General features: G+C 52.8%; 15 protein-coding genes. 1 reads left to right on the top strand and 14 read right to left on the bottom strand.

The window, feature by feature from the left end; all coding sequences use genetic code 11:
• Window positions 1-11: 11 nt before the first annotated feature.
• From DL346_RS07700 to DL346_RS07665, 8 genes are all read right to left on the bottom strand, one after another.
• Window positions 12-2,030, bottom strand: a complete 2,019-nt coding sequence (locus DL346_RS07700; protein ID WP_112881425.1) for an eCIS core domain-containing protein — start codon at window positions 2,028-2,030, stop codon at window positions 12-14.
• Window positions 2,027-2,389 carry a hypothetical protein gene (locus DL346_RS07695; RefSeq protein ID WP_112881424.1) on the bottom strand — a complete coding sequence of 121 codons (363 nt, stop codon included), beginning with the start codon at window positions 2,387-2,389 and terminating at the stop codon, window positions 2,027-2,029. Before DL346_RS07695 ends, DL346_RS07700 begins: the two co-directional genes overlap by 4 nt.
• Window positions 2,373-4,448 carry an ATP-binding protein gene (locus DL346_RS07690; RefSeq protein WP_206098483.1) on the bottom strand — a complete coding sequence of 692 codons (2,076 nt, stop codon included), beginning with the start codon at window positions 4,446-4,448 and terminating at the stop codon, window positions 2,373-2,375. Before DL346_RS07690 ends, DL346_RS07695 begins: the two co-directional genes overlap by 17 nt.
• Window positions 4,445-5,731 carry a Pvc16 family protein gene (locus tag DL346_RS07685; protein ID WP_112881423.1) on the bottom strand — a complete coding sequence of 429 codons (1,287 nt, stop codon included), beginning with the start codon at window positions 5,729-5,731 and terminating at the stop codon, window positions 4,445-4,447. The genes DL346_RS07690 and DL346_RS07685 overlap by 4 nt, the downstream gene beginning before the upstream one ends.
• Window positions 5,728-6,531 carry a hypothetical protein gene (locus DL346_RS07680; RefSeq protein ID WP_112881422.1) on the bottom strand — a complete coding sequence of 268 codons (804 nt, stop codon included), beginning with the start codon at window positions 6,529-6,531 and terminating at the stop codon, window positions 5,728-5,730. Before DL346_RS07680 ends, DL346_RS07685 begins: the two co-directional genes overlap by 4 nt.
• Window positions 6,528-7,196 (bottom strand): T4 family baseplate hub assembly chaperone, encoded by a 669-nt coding sequence (locus tag DL346_RS07675; RefSeq protein WP_133257491.1) that lies wholly within the window; start codon window positions 7,194-7,196, stop codon window positions 6,528-6,530. The genes DL346_RS07680 and DL346_RS07675 overlap by 4 nt, the downstream gene beginning before the upstream one ends.
• Before the next feature lie 86 nt (window positions 7,197-7,282).
• Window positions 7,283-7,804: a phage tail protein gene (locus tag DL346_RS07670; RefSeq protein WP_112881420.1), complete on the bottom strand. Its 522-nt coding sequence runs from the start codon at window positions 7,802-7,804 to the stop codon at window positions 7,283-7,285.
• Window positions 7,805-7,821: 17 nt separating this feature from the next.
• Window positions 7,822-9,402 (bottom strand): phage tail sheath family protein, encoded by a 1,581-nt coding sequence (locus DL346_RS07665; RefSeq protein WP_206098482.1) that lies wholly within the window; start codon window positions 9,400-9,402, stop codon window positions 7,822-7,824.
• A gap of 1,193 nt (window positions 9,403-10,595) precedes the next feature.
• On the opposite strand from DL346_RS07665, the gene DL346_RS29860 reads away from it, so the two are divergent.
• On the top strand, window positions 10,596-10,934 hold the full coding sequence (locus DL346_RS29860; protein WP_133257490.1) for a tyrosine-type recombinase/integrase: 339 nt from the start codon (window positions 10,596-10,598) through the stop codon (window positions 10,932-10,934).
• Window positions 10,935-11,365: 431 nt separating this feature from the next.
• Here DL346_RS29860 and DL346_RS07655 read toward each other — a convergent pair whose 3' ends face one another.
• From DL346_RS07655 to DL346_RS07630, 6 genes are all read right to left on the bottom strand, one after another.
• Window positions 11,366-11,890: a glutathione peroxidase gene (locus DL346_RS07655; RefSeq protein ID WP_112881417.1), complete on the bottom strand. Its 525-nt coding sequence runs from the start codon at window positions 11,888-11,890 to the stop codon at window positions 11,366-11,368.
• Between the two features lie 108 nt (window positions 11,891-11,998).
• Window positions 11,999-12,913 carry a helix-turn-helix domain-containing protein gene (locus DL346_RS07650; RefSeq protein ID WP_112881416.1) on the bottom strand — a complete coding sequence of 305 codons (915 nt, stop codon included), beginning with the start codon at window positions 12,911-12,913 and terminating at the stop codon, window positions 11,999-12,001.
• Window positions 12,914-12,998: 85 nt separating this feature from the next.
• Window positions 12,999-13,205, bottom strand: coding sequence for a hypothetical protein (locus DL346_RS07645; protein WP_112881415.1), 207 nt, complete (start codon window positions 13,203-13,205; stop codon window positions 12,999-13,001).
• Window positions 13,206-13,296: 91 nt separating this feature from the next.
• Window positions 13,297-14,625 (bottom strand): deoxyguanosinetriphosphate triphosphohydrolase family protein, encoded by a 1,329-nt coding sequence (locus DL346_RS07640; protein WP_112881414.1) that lies wholly within the window; start codon window positions 14,623-14,625, stop codon window positions 13,297-13,299.
• 148 nt (window positions 14,626-14,773) lie between these two features.
• Window positions 14,774-16,114, bottom strand: coding sequence for a 2-oxoglutarate dehydrogenase complex dihydrolipoyllysine-residue succinyltransferase (odhB, locus tag DL346_RS07635; protein WP_112881413.1), 1,341 nt, complete (start codon window positions 16,112-16,114; stop codon window positions 14,774-14,776).
• Complete coding sequence (locus DL346_RS07630; RefSeq protein WP_112881412.1) at window positions 16,107-19,025, bottom strand: 2-oxoglutarate dehydrogenase E1 component; 2,919 nt, start codon at window positions 19,023-19,025, stop codon at window positions 16,107-16,109. The genes odhB and DL346_RS07630 overlap by 8 nt, the downstream gene beginning before the upstream one ends.
• Window positions 19,026-19,089 lie beyond the last annotated feature (64 nt).

Raw genomic sequence — 19,089 nt, 5'->3', positions numbered from 1 at the left:
TTTGTACAAAGCTACAATGACTTTTTACTTTTTACCCATTTAAACTTGCTTCTTTGTTCGGAGAAAAATTGGCTATACAATTGATCTATTTCCTTGCGTCCGTCCTCCAGATACTTTCTGACAAATTTTTTATACTCTTTAGTCCCTGGTTTCAGTCCTTTCTGAGCTATCAATTTATCAAGTTCCCTATAATGTCGGTCCCAAACCTCACGAATCTTCGAGTTGTGTAACTGGGTCTTGTTATCAAGTTCATGTGGGATACCTCGCATGTTTTTGAAATTATTTAACTCAGCTTCGGTGAATACACCAGGATATTTATCGAGAGTTTGGAGTTCGATAGCATGGTGAACTTGACCTCCTTTACCTACTCCCAGCTTTTGTGCATAACGATCCCTGATCTTGTCGAATTTATCGCGGGCTGCATCACCTTGACCTTTTGTTACCGGCTGAGCTGGTTTTGGACGACTGATCGGTTTCTTGCCTTTCCCCGTATATTCAGTGAATGCGTGCTCAACGTTTGCGTCAATGTCAGGATCTGCTTTCAGAGGAGGTTCGTGAGACTCTGCTGACGGATGTTTTGCATACTGCTCAGCGGAAGAGACATGTTGTTCTGCAACAGTTGCCTTTTGTTCAACTGTTTGGGTGGCATGTGCGGTTTTCTCCTCGATTGCAGGAGCGGCATGTGAGGCTTCCTTCTCGATTACAGGACCGGCATGCGTAGCCTCTTTTTCTAGGGTAGGAACGAGGTGTGCCGCCTCCTTCTCGACGGTTACGGCACCTTTCCCGCCTAAACTTAACGCCTCGCGTTCAACTCCAGCCAACTTGCGCGATTCAAGGAACTTTTTGAGTAGTGGGACTTTTTCCATTGCTTCTAGAATAACCCGGCCAAGACGTGTTCCTTCGGCTGCCTTTGCCGCCATGGCCCCACCGCGAATAGCAAGCTCCTCGGGACCGACAAAGAGAAGAGCAATCTCTATAAGAATTGTGCCGATGACTTCGCCAACAATTTCTCCTTTAGAAAAAGATGAAGCAGGCATAAAATCCTTTGTAAACCATTTGCCGGTTTTATTCCCTAGTTCTTGGCCAAGCTCGTGCGCGATTGTCTCCAAGACACTGGGGTCTTTGACCACCACCATGACAAATTCATACAGTGCGCTCATGAAAGCCTTTATCTTCATATAGTTCTGTAGTTTTTCTTGGTAGTAGTCCCTAAATCCCAGGCGGTACAGCAAAGACGATTCACTTCCTACCTGATATATAGGACTGCTCTTAACCACGAACTCGATCAGGCCCTTTAATGAGCCCCTGATGTCCTTCGCAGCCCCTGCGACAATCCCGGCCAACTCGCCCGTGATAAATATAGCCTGATTTTTAGGCTCACTCAGTTCATTTTGTAGCTGCTTAAAGCTTTCAGGAGGGATGACATTGCGTGCCGCATCCAGAAAGCTGGTGATAAATTCTATGGAAGCATTCTTTTCAGCCAGGTTTATTTGAGCCCCTGTCTCAAGCAGCGTGATACGGCGTTGCATAATACCACCAGGGGTTGCCGACGCACCATAGCTGATACCACGCGCCGCTAGCTCTGCCTCCTGTTCTGAGGGATGATTCTCCGAGGCGATGCTCTCACCGATAGAGCCTGGATGACGATTGGTTTGTACCACGTGAGTCAGTTCGTGCGCCAGCAGAGATTGTCCGCGCGCCGTTAGCGGGGCATACATACCGGTATCGAAAACTAGATCTTGACCCATTGTATAAGCGTGCGCGTTCACTTCCCGAGCCGACTCAGCCGCGCGCGAATCCGTATGTACGCGCACGCGGCTGAAATCATGGCCAAAACGCGGCTCCATGAAAGCGCGCGTGGATGTGTCCAGGGGCTGGCCTGGCGATTTCAACACCTCATGCACAATCGGCGGGATTGCCGACGGCTTCTCTGACCGTTTGGCGCTACGCTGGAGCAGCCCTTTTTTTGACTCTAATTGAGACGATTTTGCCTGCGGAGCTTTCGAATACACGCGTGTTTGGCCACTCATCGGGCTTGCTCTCCTGTACCGTTACCCAACCCCTTCTCGTTCTGGACAGCGCCACCGATACCCGCATTTGGAGCAGCCGGACGTTCGGAAACGGTTTGTGCTCCCAGACTCAATCCTCTATACACCGCATGTGCGATTTGTGTGCCTATTGCTTCCGGCCTGGCTCCCTGATTCATATGGAAAGCGCCGGTTGCGATATCCACCAGATCACCTCCACGCAGCAGTTTGGGCGGTACGCCCTGCTCAGTGTACAGGCGTACCAGTTCGCGCTCGACCGCAGCGCCGATGCGCACACGATCGCTTGCAGGGAATTCGCGCAGAATCAGTTCCTCGATATGCAGTTCAATGCCCGGTTGCATCTAAGAAACCTCCAATCTTGATCTCGGTGAGCGCCTTTTCCAGCTTGGCATACTCGCTCTGGGCTGCTCGCAGCAGATGCGTCATCCCTACTGGCTTCCCTTCGTCCGCGGCAAGAAAGGCGGCGTTAAGGGCGATATTACGAATATTACCGCCTGCGATTTGCAGGCGCGCCAGTTGCCCCAAATCTAATTCCTCGGTGGGCGTCACCGGCGGGTAGATACGTCGCCAAATCTCAGCTCTGTGCTGGGCATCCGGGAAAGGGAACTGCACTACAAAACGGATGCGACGTAAGAAAGCCTGATCGAGAGCGTTTTTCATGTTGGTCGTGAGGATAGCCAGACCGCGATAGGACTCCATGCGCTGCAGCAAATAGCTGACCTCGAGATTGGCGTAGCGATCATGACTATCTGTAACCTCGCTGCGTTTGCCAAAGAGTGCGTCAGCCTCTTCAAAAACCACAATAGATCCGCCATCCTCGGCGGCGTCGAAGACACGCCGCAGGTTCTTTTCGGTCTCGCCGATGTATTTGCTAACCACCGAACTAAGATCGACGCGATAGAGGTCCAATCTCAGTTCGTTCGCCAGCACCTCCGCCGCCAGGGTCTTGCCGGTACCGCTTGGACCGGCAAAGAGGGCACTGATTCCCAGGCCTCGGCTAGAGCGTGCGCCAAGCCCCCAGGTATCGTAAACAGTAACGCGCTGGCGTACCTGGGCTGCGATCTCGCGCAGCATTTGCATCTGCGGCTCGGGTATGACAAGATCACTCCAAGACGCGGCAGAATCGATGCGGTGCGCGAGATCACTCATGCGCGGACGCGTTTGAACGCGGCAGGCATCCCATAGAGCCTCTGGCTGGTCAAATCCCTGGGCTCCGACCGAATAGATGGTCCCTGTATTGAGATTGAACTGAGAAACCAGCGCATCCGCTCTAGCGCTGGCATCAGGTATTTCATTCCCTATCACACTCTTCCAGACAGTCTTCTGTTCGTCCGCGCTTGGTTTCTGAACCTCCAGCACCAGCATCTGACGATGCTGAATACGCCGCTGCTCACGGCTGGAAACAACCAGGACGCCGTTCATCCGCTCGATCAGACGTATTAGGGCATTTGCTCGCGCGGTATCCGTCTCTTCCAGCCTGTCGCAGTCCAGCAGCAGAGCGGAGTTTGTCAGCAACGCCTCCCGCTCCCAGAGAGAGAGTAGAGTATCGAGATCGGCCGGCAGTGTGGGGATGAGATCCGCGGCTAAGACAAAAAGGTTGATCCCTCTGAGCGAACAGGCTGTAGCTGCAATATTGCGCCTTACAACGCTGTCACCTCCGCATAATTGGACGACAGCCTCCCCATTGGTCTGTGTCCAGGTAGCTGCAACCTGTTCTGCTAAAGCTTCTTGCGAGGGTACAAGCCTGGCCCCCTCTCGCAAAGGCTCGATCAATCCAACCAGGTGCTCGTCCATGTATGATGCTCCAGCCAGGTAATGAAGTGTCCACTCATCGATGCGCAGCGGGCTGAATACAAGTTCATGGCCCGCGCCAATCTCGATTATCCTCCAGCGGCGTAGCGGAGCCTCCGGAGTGAGCGCGCTCCAATGGCCGTCGGGCAAGAGTGCAAGGGCCAGACTAAAGGTTGGGTATGAACGGTTAGGGCCTCCCTGGATAGCTGAACAGAGCCTTGAAAAACTGGCGTCCATTTCCATGCCAGCGCATAACAGGAGGATATTGCGTTCAAACTGCGACAGGTTCAGCGCTCTGCAGAGGACATCCAGAGCCGCAGGTGGTGTCATGTCCGGCAGCGCTTTATCTTTCTCAAGTAGGTTCTTCCGCTTAATTGGTGCATCATGAATTGTATCCTCAATTGTTTCAACGCGATTACGGAGGAATGGACTTATCAAGCGCTGAATGAACTTCGGGCGTGTTCCGGTATGTAATTCGATCGAGTGCATCGTGTGTTCGCCCTGTGTCTCGCGCGCGTAATGCTCAAGCCTATTACGCACGTTCGCTAGCGCGATGGAAAGATACTCCTGGTTGGCATCATGCCAATTCTCTATGATTACTCTGCTCATAAAACCCCCACGGTTGGCTTATAGGGCATATTAAACGTCGGACTTCCCTGCAGGGTATCAATTTGGAGATTACTCTCCGCGCCGTCAACCCTCACTCGCACCAGGTATGTTCCTGTGGGAATACCCGTCGTCTCAAAGGTCAAAGAATTGCTATCTGCATCCCGCGGCAGTGCGGGGATCGTAAAGGTTAGCGGCTGTGGTGGTGGCGATGTGTTGGGAGCTGACAGCGAGACTAACTCGTTGAGCAGCAGCTCGGCACGCTGTTGCTCACCAACTGCCGGTGCAACCTTAACATCGAAATGCTGGGTCCGCGGCAAGCCGGATACGGAATTGCTTATCTGACTGAATGTGAGACTCTCTAGCACCGGTTGAATAACCAGAGTGGCGATGTTCGACTCATATCCAGGACGCAGATGACGATCTCCCACATCGATCTGTCGCCTGACCTGAACAGCGTTGATGCCTGCACGCGCATTGGCCGGCAAATGGATCACGAGGCGATCGGCTTGTGGCGGGGAATCAGGCGTCAGTAGTTTGTTGCCAAGAGCCACCTGCGTGACGCTGCTCTCATCTTCCGCCTGCAAACTGCTACCCCGAATCGTAAACGGCGCACCCGCCTGAAAGGCAATTGCAGACGGAGTGATCGTGGCAATCTTCGGATAGCTGAACGGCACGACGGTAACGATTGGCTGGCGTACCGGCAAGGGAGCAGCAAAGGTGTCCTCACTCTCAATAAAGACAACGCTGGCTTGATAAGCGATAGAAAGTGCGTAATCCACTTGAAAAAACACAGACCAAAGCTTTGATAACTCCTCCAGGTTCAGTGTCAATGGCACAAATTTCACCAGTTCAATCTCATGAGCCAGGTCGGAAGTAGACAAATAATGATATTGATTCATCTGAATCGTATCTTGAATCATTTTGCGCGTGAGCACCGGATACGTATGGATGGTGCGCGTCACACTGCCCAATAAACGCTGCGGCACCAATAGACCCTCTTCGCCATAGAAAGTAAGCAGGTAGTGCAAATCTAAGGCCATCCGCGGGCGTTGGACAAGTTGAGCATTGGAAGCATTCCGCGTCGGAAGATCGTTATTGCGCCAGTGAGGATTTGGCGTCACCTGGTAGAGAAAAATATTCACGCAGGGGCTGGGCATCTCTTTATTCGGGCGCTGTGTAGTCACAGTGACCCCCTGCACGTCATGCTCATCTCTCCCAATTGCGGATTGCAACAGGTTTTTCAGGGTCGCGGTGACGGTAGCTACGGCAAGAAAATTGCTCATAGCTTTCCTTGGTTCCTTGCTTCCAGGTACTCTTGCAAAGCAGAACGGGGCGCTGCTGCTTGAGCCACCTGTCGTGATGGCGCGGGCGCGACAACCGCGCGAACCTCAATACGCCCGATGCTAACCTTGATCACTGGAGCTACAGCTGCGGATGAAGCTTCGCGTGTTGCAGACTGCCGCGGATCTTCTCCAGACTGTCCGCCGCGATTTTGCTGCATATGCGTTGTAGGCGCAAAGACTGAGTCAAGCCGCGGAAAGCCTGCTTCTTTGATTAACTGTTGCGGCTGCTCACTCTGATTTTGTTCTGTAGGCAAGCCGTTTTGCTGCTGCACATACGTGGTCGGCGAGAAGACCGCTTCAATGGCTTGCTGCGGCACAAATGATAGTCTATCTAACCGTTGTAGACGCTCCTTCTGCTCTGCCGATTGTCGAGAAGAAGCAATAATCATACGTTCTTGTTGTGGAGGGCTCGCCGGTTGCATCGTACCCAATACTTCTTCTCGTTCAGACTCGCTCCGCGTCTTCTCGCGCCGTCCAAAAAGTCGCGACCTCTCCACGAGAGAGTAAACGGTACGCGGCTCACGCTCATCTTTACTGCTCCAAGCTTGCTCCCGCACCTCCACTCTCGGTTCTCCTTCCAGCGCGGGTGCAAGCGCAAAAAGGGGTGCGATCGCCTGACGCGGCAAAACCGGACTGGCCAAGGTTCCTTCTTTCTGCTTTGGCAAGGTGAATGCTGGTGAGCTTTCAGCAGAGCGGACTAAAAGGGTTCTACTCGCCATTTGTGTGAAAAAATCGCTCATTCCGTCACCATCTCCAGGTAGAATTGCCTGCGTGGAGTGCTCAAGGCGAGAATATCCGACTCGGTCCACCCATAGGACCGAGCCAACGTATGGACTTCTCGCAAAAGACGCCGGGCTTGGGACTCAATTTCTGTCCAGAAAAACGAAACAATGTCAAATTGATTCTGCCAGGACCCTTCACAGGCCGGACAGTTCAGATCAAACTCAATCAGCGCATGCGGATCACCCTGTTCTACATGCCTGGACAGCGCGACGATGACATGTTCCGGCAATTCTTCAGCCTGAATCTCCCGGCCATCCAGCCATGCTCGCCTAACGCAACGTCGCGCAAGTTCTTTACGTACATCTTCCAGCCTGTTTTCCGTGCGACACGCACACAAGTCGGCGCTTGTCAATAAACCAAAATCAACTGTATACTTTTCCTCTACAAACAGCCGCTCTTCTTCCGCCTGCTCTAGCTCCAGCCATCCTACATCAGCTGAAATTCCCAGATCCCCTGCTTCGAAGTCAAATTCCAATCGCTCACCGCAGGCCGGACACGCAACCAGACTCGGTAAACGCTGCCCAAAGGTCAGAGTACGTGCGGCGAAGAGCAATTCATCGCGTCGTCCGATAGGCAGTATGGCCAAACGCTCGCGTGTACAAGCAGGAAAGACATGTTCCAATATTGTTAATGCTCGGTCAACCCAGACCTGACCTCGACCTCTCTCCCAGATATGCAGGATTTCCTGTCCCCTTAAACCCTTCATATTTATGCCAGGTCAAAGCTGACTTCAACCGGCTCTGTCACGCTGATATCGCGCTCCCAGCCCTCGTTCTCCAGCTTGATGTGCTGAATCGCAACAGCGTTAGCATTGGAATCCAGATCAGGAAGGGCCTGGTATTCCGACACCCAACAGCGGTAGACATGATAGGAAAGTGCAAGTTGACCGCTTTCGTTGTAGAGTTCAATAATCAGATCTTTGCGAAAATCCTTGAGCGAAACTTCGCTCCCCAGGCCAGATCCATAATTCCACACCTTGCTGGCCCAACGCTCAAACTCGGGATCATGGGTCACTCCGCGTTCCAAAATGATGGCATCATACTCCGTTTTCCCCGGTGATTTGCGGCTGCTGCTTGGATCTCCGCCCTCGCGGTGCTTGATTACCTCGGTTGTGCGTTTAAGAGCGCCGACCTTGCTGACACCGGCGACGTATTTTCCGTCCCACTTCACGCGAAACTTAAAGTTTTTATATGGATCAAACCGCTGCGGATTCGCAGAAAACTGTGCCATCGTGTCTCCATCCTCTCTCAGACTTGAATTTGACCGGCCATCTGTTGCAACTGAATGATAACAAACTCTGCGGGTTTGAGCGGGGCAAAGCCTACAACGATGTTGACAATCCCGTTGTTTATGTCGTTCTGCGTAGTGGTCTCCGAGTCACATTTGACTAAGTAGGCATCCTTTCGACTTTGTCCCTGAAATGCTCCCTGTCTGAAAAGACTCTGCATGAAGGCGCTCACGTTGAGACGAATCTGCGCCCAGAGAGGCTCGGCATTGGGCTCAAACACGACCCACTTCAGTCCCTCATAGAGACTCTGTTCAATGAAGAGCGCTGTTCGCCTTACCGGTATATATTTCCATTCACTGGCTTTCATATCCGCGCCGTCAAGCGTGCGGGCTCCCCAACTCACCGTGCTGAAAATGGGGAAATTACGCAATACATTTATTCCCAATGAATTCAAATTGCCATTAACCTGATCGGTCAATTTGAGCGGCAAATCCGCCCCCACCAAAGCAGCATCGGTCCCTGCTGGAGCCTTCCAGACACCGCGCGTGGCATCGGTTCGCGCGTATATCCCCGCTAGCGTGCCGCTTGGTCCAACGTTTCGCGGTCGATTCTCGTTGAGTGGATCGGCAATATGCAACCGTGGGAAATAGGTCGCAGCATTGGGATTGATGCGCAATTGGTCAAGCGTTCCTTGAAAATTACTATCCATTAGCTTTTCAACGGTATCAATGATTGTCGGGATGTCCACTAGCACGACGGCGCGCTTATCCTCGCAGAAGGGAATAGCTTTCTTATATGTCGAAAGGTAGTCTTCGTTTCCCAGATTGGCCGTTGCCGGAATGCAGAGAATATTGAAATGAAAAGGCGCAATGTTATCTAGCGCATATATCCCCGTGTTCTCCTTCTGATCGCCGGTCAACGCCTCGCTGAAAATCGTAAATCGATCGGACTTCAATTGCCCATCGCTATCGAACAGGTCACCATCGTCACCACCGGTCAGGGATTTATATGCATCGGTCGCTGAGTCGTTAACAACGCTTGAAGCAATAACATCTTCAATTGTTGTACTTGTGCGTGATGGCAATTCCACTGAACCCGTACCGGTGTTAAGATCAGTCAACGCAATGAGTGCTGAGGAAGCATTGACAACATTGACCGCGTAGCGGGCATTATTTTTAGTCATGGTCAAATTTCGATAGATCTCACTACTGACCACTTTCTTCTTGCCATTCACGGTTGCAACTTCACGCACTGCGAGATTGAACTGATCGGAAGGATCAGGGGTATTTTTATCGATGGCTACCTGCACGCTATTGGGTGAGTTGCCGGACGAACCCCCTGCCCAAGTCCCCGGATTAGCCGCAGTAACTTTCAATGTGCTTCCCAGCGTATAACTTGCGGAAACCATTTTCATCTTGTCACTGTTAACGCGAACAACCCAGGCAAGCTGCCCACCGTTGAGATAAAACTGTTGGATTGCATAGCTGGCTTCACTACGCTTATCCAACCCTCCAAAAATACGTTGAAAATCGCCAAAATTAGTGATCTGCGTAGCCTTGTTGATTGGTCCACGAGGGAAAAAGTCTACAAAGGCCGCCACAGATGTACTAACTCCAACAATAGGGTGGACCCCACTGGGGATTTCTTCGACATAGACACCTGGATATGTAGGTCGTATTGGCATGAATCCTCCTTAGATGACTTGCCAGCAGGCAGGACAGAATCAAACGCATTTTAATTTACTAAGAAAGGACGCAATGGTTTCCCAGTATCTTCAAAAAGAAACCCGATAGAATAATCAACTAGTCAGTAAGTTTATGTAAATTATTCCCAAATTTACATCCCTTTAGGAAATTAAGATCTCCATTATTCGTAAATATATACCTTGGGAATCGGATCATGTTCTTGTCATCGCCAAATGAAAAACTTGATCCAAGTACTAAAAACCAGCTAATACTTATCAAGCATTTCATATTTGTCATGCATCACTTTGCTGGTATACTCTTTTTTAGGGACAACAAATAATCCTTTATTGGCGTGAAGGATTATGGGTAATTATGGTTAAGCATTGAAGGGCTCGCTTTTACTAAGGATGGCAAAGACGTGATGGAGAAGCTTGTTGGCGCAAGCGATCACGACCACCTTGTATGCTTACATGAACTCAGATAACGATTCAAAGTCCACTATAAAAAATGCTGCCCGAAGGATGAAGCTAATTTTAAATTTATTTTATTTCGCTGACCAAAACACTTGATGCATCTAACAATTAAGCAGGGTAAATTTTTCTACCGCATGTGACCCTTCCAGCAGGAAGAGAACAACGTTCAACTCCCTGGAGCTCCTCTCCGCCATTCCTCGGCTGCTGTAGCTCCCGCTCAAGAGAGCTACGCGCAACTGATTGACCTGAGCATCAGCTCGCAGATCTTTGCCGTCGAGTAAGCTACCGAGCCAGAATGACGTTCGCGAGTTACTAGAGAAGGGCGATGAACGGATTGGTGTTACGATATAGCGCTTCGGAGACTGGTATGACCTTACCATCGCTCTCGCGAACGCCGGCGAATTTATCGCTCCGGAGAAAATGACGCTCAATGCATTCGTCAAAGAAAAGCTCGTTGAATATAACCCAAAAATCCTTATGTATCATTGCTTTACAGATTTTTTCGATTTGATCCGGCTAAAGTAGACTGAAATTAGTGGGGCAGATACCCCCTATAGCGGAACAGAGTGGGACATTCTATATATAGAAAACCCAGAAACGGCGCGGGTTTGCGTTTCCTGTCCCACTTACGGTTTATGCCGGCAAATGTGCGGAAGGTGAAGCGCCCGAAATGGAACCAAACCGAAATGAAAGTATACACCCGTGAGGACTTCCCTGTTCTACTTGCTGCATTGGAGCATGAACCACTTATTTATCGCGTTCTTGTCAATCTGGCGCTCGTATCTGGACTACGTCAAGGGGAATTGCTCGGCCTAACCTGGGATAACGTTGACCTTGATACCAGTACAATCACCGTTACGCAAAGTCTCAGCTATACTATTACGGAAGGCTTACAGCTTAAGGAGCCGAAAACAAAAGGCAGTAAAGCACAAAAGCCATTACAGGCGAAGCTATCCCCCTGTTGCGCGAGTTGAAGCGGGAGTGCGCGAAGAACCGCCTTAAATGTGAGGATCTCTGGCAAGGCGGGGATCATTTTCTAGTATTCAGCACATGGGACGGAAGACCGCTAATAGGTACAAAGGTAACCTATGGTGGATACGGTTTGTTAACCGTACAGAAAGATTGAAGGCAGTTAGGTTCCACGATCTGCGCCACTCCTGCGCTACATACCAACTACTGCAAGGTGAGCCGCTTAGATACGATCTTTAAAGCGAAATGAAAAACAGACCGCTCCCCCATTACCGGGAAAGCGGTCTTTTTGATGTGAATGATGTGAAACTCTTGAATATGATGCGAAACTCAGCGCAACTCCTGCGCATACAATCCCAGTGTTTCAGCGCCTTCTTCGCACTCGTGCATACTGTATAAAACTATCCTCAACACCCTGCAAGGGTGCTTTGTCGACTTAGTCGTTCACCGTATTTGGCGCGGCGCCGTCGCTGATGCTGCCGGTATCAAGCAAGCTGCGCAAATCCGGTTCGATCGCTGCCGGGTCGGTTGACGCCGGATATTGTTTCACGACGTTGCCTTTATCGTCGACGAGAAATTTCACGAAGTTCCACTCAATCGTACCTGTATGGTAAGGCGCTGGCGCCGCATCAACCAAGTATTTATACAGCGGATGGGCATTCTCGCCGATGACGTCGATTTTGGCGAACATCGGGAAGGTGACGCCATAGTTAAGCTCGCAGAAGCTTGCGATCTCTTCGTTCGTGCCCGGCTCCTGGCCTTTGAATTGATTGCATGGGAAGCCGAGTACGACTAGGTTCTCGTCTTTATGCGCCTCGTATATTTGCTGCAAGCCTTTGTAGTGCGGCGTAAGCCCGCATGCGCTGGCCGTATTGACGATCAGGAGCGTCTTGCCCTTATAAACCGAAAGCGACTGCTCCTCGCCGGTGATAGTGCGAACGGTAAAATCATAAATGCTCATCAGTGGTTCCCTCCCGAATATGAGTTCATAGTATATTGCATTTAATTAAATTGTATAAAATTATTATAGCCTATGGACTCCATCCCGGGCAACCCCTAAATCCTCGCACTACTCCTTTGTCAATACTTTCTGCACCAATTTAACGAGGGATTCCGTATCGTCCCAATAGAACGGTCTGACGCCTAGAGGGAGCTGTTGATCGTCCGAAGCGGACTTGCATGTCCACAAGACGGGAATTTCGTTTCCGATTGCAAAACCGACTCGAAGCCATAGCTCCGCATTCGGCTCCGATACATCGGCTATTAACAGCTTGGAGCTGCTTACGCTTTGCAGCTGCGCCTCAATCGGCTTCGGATCAAGCCGCTGCGACAATTCCTCTTCCAGAAACTTGGGCGCGTAGCCCAGCTGAATCAATCTCGGGAATACCGTTTCGAGCCACTCTCTTCCGATGCTCTCCTCGCTGCCGCCAAGCAGGACATAGCAAGGCATCAAAGCTCTCCCGCTTGCGCTGTTCGCCGCTTCCACCCAGCCCTTCTCAGTCAGCTTGAATGTCGAACCGATCCGCTCGATATAGCCTTCTTCCTTCAGCTTTTCCGTAATGTAGACAAGCTCCTGCAGGTTCAGCGAATACGTCAAATTGTGGCTTTGGGAAAATTGGCTGATGACCACAGGTTCACCTGGTCCGCTCGTGTGCCGGTGCAAATAGCGAAGCAGCCGAACGCCCTTCTCTTCGCTCGTCACCGGAATTTGCGGAGATTGCAAGATGGCCTGCCGTTCCTCATAGGAGATGACGACTTTCTCGTCGCAATCCGTCTGCTCTCGAATATAGGCGGACATAATCGGAAACGTGCCCCGTTTCTCCGAATGGGACAGCAAGCGAAATTGCTCGTAGCTGCCCTCGCGCAAACCGTACGATTCGCCGGGAGCGCACACACAATCAATGAACCACTCGCAGCCGCCTTTTCTTTTCACCTTCACAAGATCATCACAAAATAAACAGCGTTTCGTCTCCATGACTTCCATCTGATCTGATCACCCCTAACTGTAGGATTCGCAGCAGCCGCCTCATATCAGGGTGCAGTAGGGATTAAGCTTCTCTCATTATTCCTCAATTTTCGTCATTGTTCGGCACAACAACCCAAAGTTTGCCGTTCCAAAGCAGGTTGTCTCCGGTTTTAACGCCCGCCTCCGCCCGATCATGGCGGAGCGTCAATACCTTTCCTTCCACCTCAATCGTGACGCCGCTCGGAACGACAGCCACAACTCTTCCCAGCCGTTGTACCGCACACTTCGCTGTACTATTGTTGCCTTCCATCACTATGGCCCCTTTTGAACATATTTAAACGATAAAAAACGGGAAGGATCTGTCACAGCCTCACATGACCCTTTCCCGTTTATGCGTTTCTTTAATCTCGATCGTATAGTGAACCCCATTTCGTCCCCGATGAGCCGGCGTAAAACTCGGCATACACCTTCTCCGCGTAAGCGTCGGTCATCCCCGCGATGTAATCGGATACCATGCGTTCCCAAGGCCAGACACTCTTCTGCCGTTCGTAGCTTTCCAGCCAATCCGGCGGAATAATAAGCCGCCCGGTATCCTGTTCCTTAAAGCTGTCCCAGAGCCGCTTAATAATGATTTCGCTTCTTTTATGAAGCCGCTGCACTCTAAAGTCCTTAATCAGCATCACCCAAGCGAGCTTCTTCAATATTTCCATCGTGCGGAGCAGCTCCAGGTCCTGTTCGCCGTCCCGGATAAAGGTCACCCGTTTCCAGCCTGTCGCCGGATCGTCAATGATCCCGACGCCGCTGACGAACTTCCTCACCCATCGTGCCTTCATCTCTCTGCGCGTGCGCGACGGCTCCCGGCCGCACTCGATATAGATGCTCTCCCATTGCTGCAAATAATGATGCAGCGCCTGTTTGACCATCAGCTTCATATCGACCTGCTCCCAGCGCATAACGTCGTTGCCGGGATCGTCTACGATTTCCTGAATGACGCTCTCAACCAGCCGGTCATCCTCGAACAAGCTGGGGTTCATCACGATTTTGCCGGCCCTTATACCGTCTTCGATATCGTGCGTCGAATACGCGATATCGTCGCATAGATCCATCAGCTGCGCCTCCAGCGTGGCACAGCCCTCCGGCATCTTCCATGCGCTGCGCAGCTCGCCAATGCCTTCCCACTCCATGCTGTAGACCCCTTTGAGGCGTCCCTGTTCTTCCAGGCAGAACGGATATTTATTGATGGCGAGCAGAACGGCCGCCGTAAGATCAAGCCCGCTGTCGCTGCCCGCTCGTTTCTCCAGAAACATAAGGATGCGGAAATTTTGCGCGTTACCTTCGTATTTCAGCCCATATTCATCCTTCAGCAGCTGATTCAGAACTTCCTCGCCCTTATGGCCGAACGGCGGATGGCCCAAATCATGCGCGAGCGCCGCAACCTCCACAACCTCCGGCTCCAGCATCAGCCCGGGATGCTCCTTCTTGGCCAGGAACGCATAGCTCTTGCCAAGCTTGCGCGCGACCTCTCGTGCGATTTGCGACACTTCCAGCGAATGCGTAAGCCGCGTCCGGTAATAATCGCCGGTTCCGGCGCCGAATACTTGCGATTTGCCCTGCAGGCGGCGAAATGCCGGTGACTGGATCAATCTGGCGTAATCCTTCTCATATTCGTCCCGATCCTCGCTGGAGCGGACGTTTTCGAAATCAAATAACCGCATTTTCCGCACGTTCATCTGCATTCGCCTCCAGTTCTCGCTGTCTTACAACCATTCTATGAAGAAAAGGGGGCAATAGCAAATAAAAAAACCTCATTTGCTGACGTGCGGGGATAGAAGCCCTAACGTCAACGAGTGAGGTTGGTGTTTGTATATGAAAGCCGGACTAGCCTTCCAGCAGCAGCGATTCGGGATCTTCGAGGAGCTCTTTCACGGTGACGAGGAAGCGTACCGCCTCTGCTCCGTCAACGATCCGATGGTCGTACGAAAGCGCGATGTACATCATCGGACGGTTCTCCATGCGCTCATTGTCGATTGCGACAGGACGCACCTGGATTTTGTGCATGCCGAGAATGCCGACCTGCGGCGCATTCAGAATCGGCGTGGACAGCAGCGAGCCGAAGACGCCGCCGTTCGTAATCGTGAATGTGCCTCCTTGGAGATCATTCAAGGACAGTGTGTTGGCGCGCGCTTTGCCTGCAAGATCGGCGATTTGCTTCTCGATCTGCGCGAAGCTGAGACGGTCCGCTTCGCGAACGACCGGCACGACAAGCCCTTCCTTCGCGGATACAGCAATGCCGATATCGTAGTATTGCTTCACGATAATCTCGTCGCCTTGAATTTCCGCATTGAGCAGAGGGTACGCCTTAAGCGCGCCGATTACGGCTTTCGTGAAGAAGGACATGAAGCCAAGACCGATGTCATGCTTCTCCTTGAACGCATCCTTCCGGCGTTTGCGGACTTCCATAATAGCCGTCATATCGACCTCGTTGAACGTCGTCAGCATGGCAGCCGTTTGCTGCGCTTCGACCAGACGCTTCGCGATCGTGAGGCGGCGGCGGGACATTTTGCGGCGCTCGGCAGGCTTGCCCTGATCAGCCGCAGGAGCTGCAGCAGAGCTTGCGGGAGCAGGTGCCGCCGGCATTTTAGGCGCTGCGGCTGCCGGAGCTTTAGCGCCCGCAGCATGCGCTTCTATGTCCTCTTGGCGGATACGGCCCAGCGGGTCATTCGCTTGCACTTGCGCAAGATCGATCCCCCGCTCTCTCGCGAGCTTGCGCGCCGCTGGCGTTGCCGAGAACACGCCCGCGCCCGTTTCGGCGGCAGAAGCAGGAGCCGCCGCAGCAGCTGGAGCAGGAGCCGCAGCTGGAACAGGAGCAGGGGCAGGAGCCGGTTCAACCGGGGCGGCAGGCGATACGGGATCGGAGCCGGACGGTGCAACAGGCGCCTCCGCGGCTGCCGGATCGCTGCTTGGCGACATCGGAATATTGCCGTTGCTGACGCCGATTACGCCGATCGTTTCGCCGACGGCTACCGTTTCCCCTTCGCCCCGTAGCAGCTGCTCGATGAAGCCGGCTTGCTCAGCGCTGATCTCGATATTGACTTTATCCGTCTCCAGCTCGGCCAGCACATCGCCTACATTGACGCTGTCTCCAGCCTTGACATGCCATTTCGAGATCGTGCCTTCTACGATGGATTCGCCCATTTCGGGAACTTTTATTTCACTCATGGCTGTTCTCCCCTTTAGTTGTCGTTGTAAGCGTACTGCGATTCAGCGCTACGGAAATGATGCGCTGCTGCTCCATGTTGTGCACATATTGGAAGCCGCTCGCCGGGCTGGACCGTTTAGGCCGTCCGATGTAACGGACCGTTGTTTCTTTCGTTACGCGCGCGCGAATACGCGGTTCGACGTAGTTCCATGCGCCCATGTTTTGCGGCTCCTCTTGGACCCAAAGCACTTCCTTCAATTTCGGGTACCGCTTGATGATCTCTTCGATATCCGTTTTCGGGAACGGGTACAGCTGCTCTACGCGGACGATATGCAGCCAGTTCCACGCATCCGAAGCTTGGCCGTCCTTAAGCTCCAGAGCCGTTTCGAGGTCGATGGCCACTTTGCCGGTGCAGAAGATCAGCCGCTCTACTTGATCCGGCCGCTGGCCGAGCCCCGGCTGTTCAAGCACCAGCTTGAACTTGCCATGGCTGAACTCCGTCGGGTCGGAAGTGATGCTCGGGTTACGGATCAAGCTCTTCGGCGACATGACGATGAGCGGACGCGCTTCATCGGTGTTGATGATCGCGGCCTGGCGGCGCAGCAAGTGGAAATATTGAGCCGCGGAGGTTAAGTTGACGATCGTCAGATTATCTTCAGCCGCGAGCAGCAGGAAGCGCTCGAGCTTCGCGCTGGAATGCTCCGGACCTTGGCCTTCATAGCCGTGCGGCAGCAGCATGATAAGGCCGGATTTCTGCGACCATTTCACGCGGCCTGCCGTTATGAATTGGTCGATGATCACCTGCGCGCAGTTGGCGAAGTCGCCGTATTGCGCTTCCCAAATAACGAGCGTCTCCGGGGAGAAGACGTTGTAGCCATAGTCAAAGCCAAGCACGGAAGCTTCCGCGAGCGGGCTGTTATGCACCGCGAAGGACGCGTTCGCCTGAGGCAGCTTGTGCAGCGGCGAGAACGTCGCATTCGTCTCGACGTCGTGCAGCACCAAGTTACGGAAGGCGAAGGTTGCGCGTTCCGAGTCTTGGCCGCTCAGCCGGATTGGCGTGCCGTCGGACAGAATGGTCGCGAACGCCAGCGTCTCTGCCAAGCCCCAATCGACCTTGCTTCCGTTCTCGAGAGCCGTGGAACGGCGCATCAAAATCCGTTCCAGCTTCTCGTACACATTGAAGCCTTCCGGCCATTTCAACAGCTCCTCGTTAATTTCTTTGAGCTTCTTAAGCGGTACGGAAGTAACGATGTCTTTCTTGCGGCGCTTGCTCTTCTCATCGATCTTCGGCTGCTTGTACTCCTTGTCGTTCTGCTTCACCTCGTCCAGCGCCGCCTGAAGCTTGGCAAGACCCGCTTGACGCATGCCCGCGATTTGGTCCTCGGAGAGCAGCCCCTTCTCTTTCAGCCGTTCTCCGTAGATGCGGGCAGCGACCGGGTGTTTGCGCAGCTTCTGATACAGCAGAGGCTGCGTCGTTTCCGGATCGTCCGTCTCGTTATGGCCGTGCCGGCGATAACCGATCATGTCGATCAGGAAATCTTTATGGAATTTCTGACGGTACTCGCATGCCATCCGAACCGCTGCGATACAGGCCTCCGGATCGTCCGCGCTGACGTGCACGATCGGAATTTCATAGCCTTTCGCAAGGTCGCTCGCATAGTAGGTGGAACGCGAATCGCTGCTCTCCGTCGTGAAGCCGAGCCGGTTATTCACGATAATATGAATCGTGCCGCCGTTCTCATAGCCCGGAAGCTTCTTGAAGTTCAGCGTTTCGCCGACGATGCCTTCCCCTGCGAAAGCCGCGTCGCCGTGCATCAGGATAGCTGCCGCGCTGCCGAAATCCGGCTTCGGATAACCGGACGTGCTGCGGTCGTCCTGCGCCGCGCGAGTATAGCCTTCCACGATCGGATTGACATATTCCAAGTGACTCGGGTTATTCGCAAGCGAAATACGGGTCTCGACCGTTTCGTTCTCTTGCAAAGAGCGGTGCGCGCCAAGGTGGTATTTCACGTCGCCGGTCCAGCCAATGTTGATGCCCATTGCGCCTTCGGACGGGAACAAGTCCTTCTCCTTATTCGGCGAATGATGGAACTCCGAGAAGATAGCCGTATACGGCTTGCCAAGTACATGCGTCAAGACGTTCAGACGCCCGCGGTGCGCCATCCCCATCAGAATGTGCTTGGCGCCGTCATGCGCGAGCTCGCGAACGATTTCGTCGAGCATCGGCACAAGCGTGTCGGTTCCTTCAATGGAGAACCGCTTCTGACCCACGAAAGCGCGGTGCAGGAATGTCTCGAATTGCTCGACAGCAATCAAGCGGTCCAGAAGAGCGATCCGTTCCTTCGCGCTCATCTGCTTGCTTGCCATGCCGATTTCAGCCTGGCGGTGCAGCCAAATCCGCTCGTCCTCCGCATGAATATGGCCGAATTCAAACCCGAACGAATTCGTGTAAACGCCTTTCAAGTGGGCGATCGCTTGAGCGCCCGTCCGAATCGTCCCCGGCGCTTCCTCCCAGATCAATGAGGCCGGAATGGATTCCAGATCGTCCTGCGACAGCTTGAAGGTCTGCGGCTCAAGCAGACGCGTGTCGGGCGGGGCGACCAAGCCAAGCGGATCGTTATCGGCAGCCAAATGGCCGTATGTACGGATGTTCCGAACCAGTTTGCCGGCATCGACGATTTTTTTCAGAAATGCGGGATCGATCGTTTTAATGCTATCGGAACCGGAAATACCGGATGCGAGCGGCGGGTGTACGCTGACGACGGCTCCCGCGGAAGGCGGCGGGCCCCATTTCGCGAAGGAATCTCTGAATGCCGGCTCTACGGACTCAGGGTTCTGCAGGAAAGCTTCGTACATCTCTTCGATGTACCCCAAGTTCGGTCCGTAATAGAGTTCCCATGGCGACTTCTGGCTATTATTCTCTGCTGACATTGCAGGTAACCTCCAACTGTTTAGATGCGCTATTTAAAAAATTAACCCTTTGTTCATTCATCCA

It is taken from the genome of Paenibacillus montanisoli (genome assembly GCF_003268025.1).
GTDB classification, from domain to species: domain Bacteria; phylum Bacillota; class Bacilli; order Paenibacillales; family Paenibacillaceae; genus Paenibacillus_Z; species Paenibacillus_Z montanisoli.
This window is presented reverse-complemented; position numbering and strand designations above follow the sequence as displayed.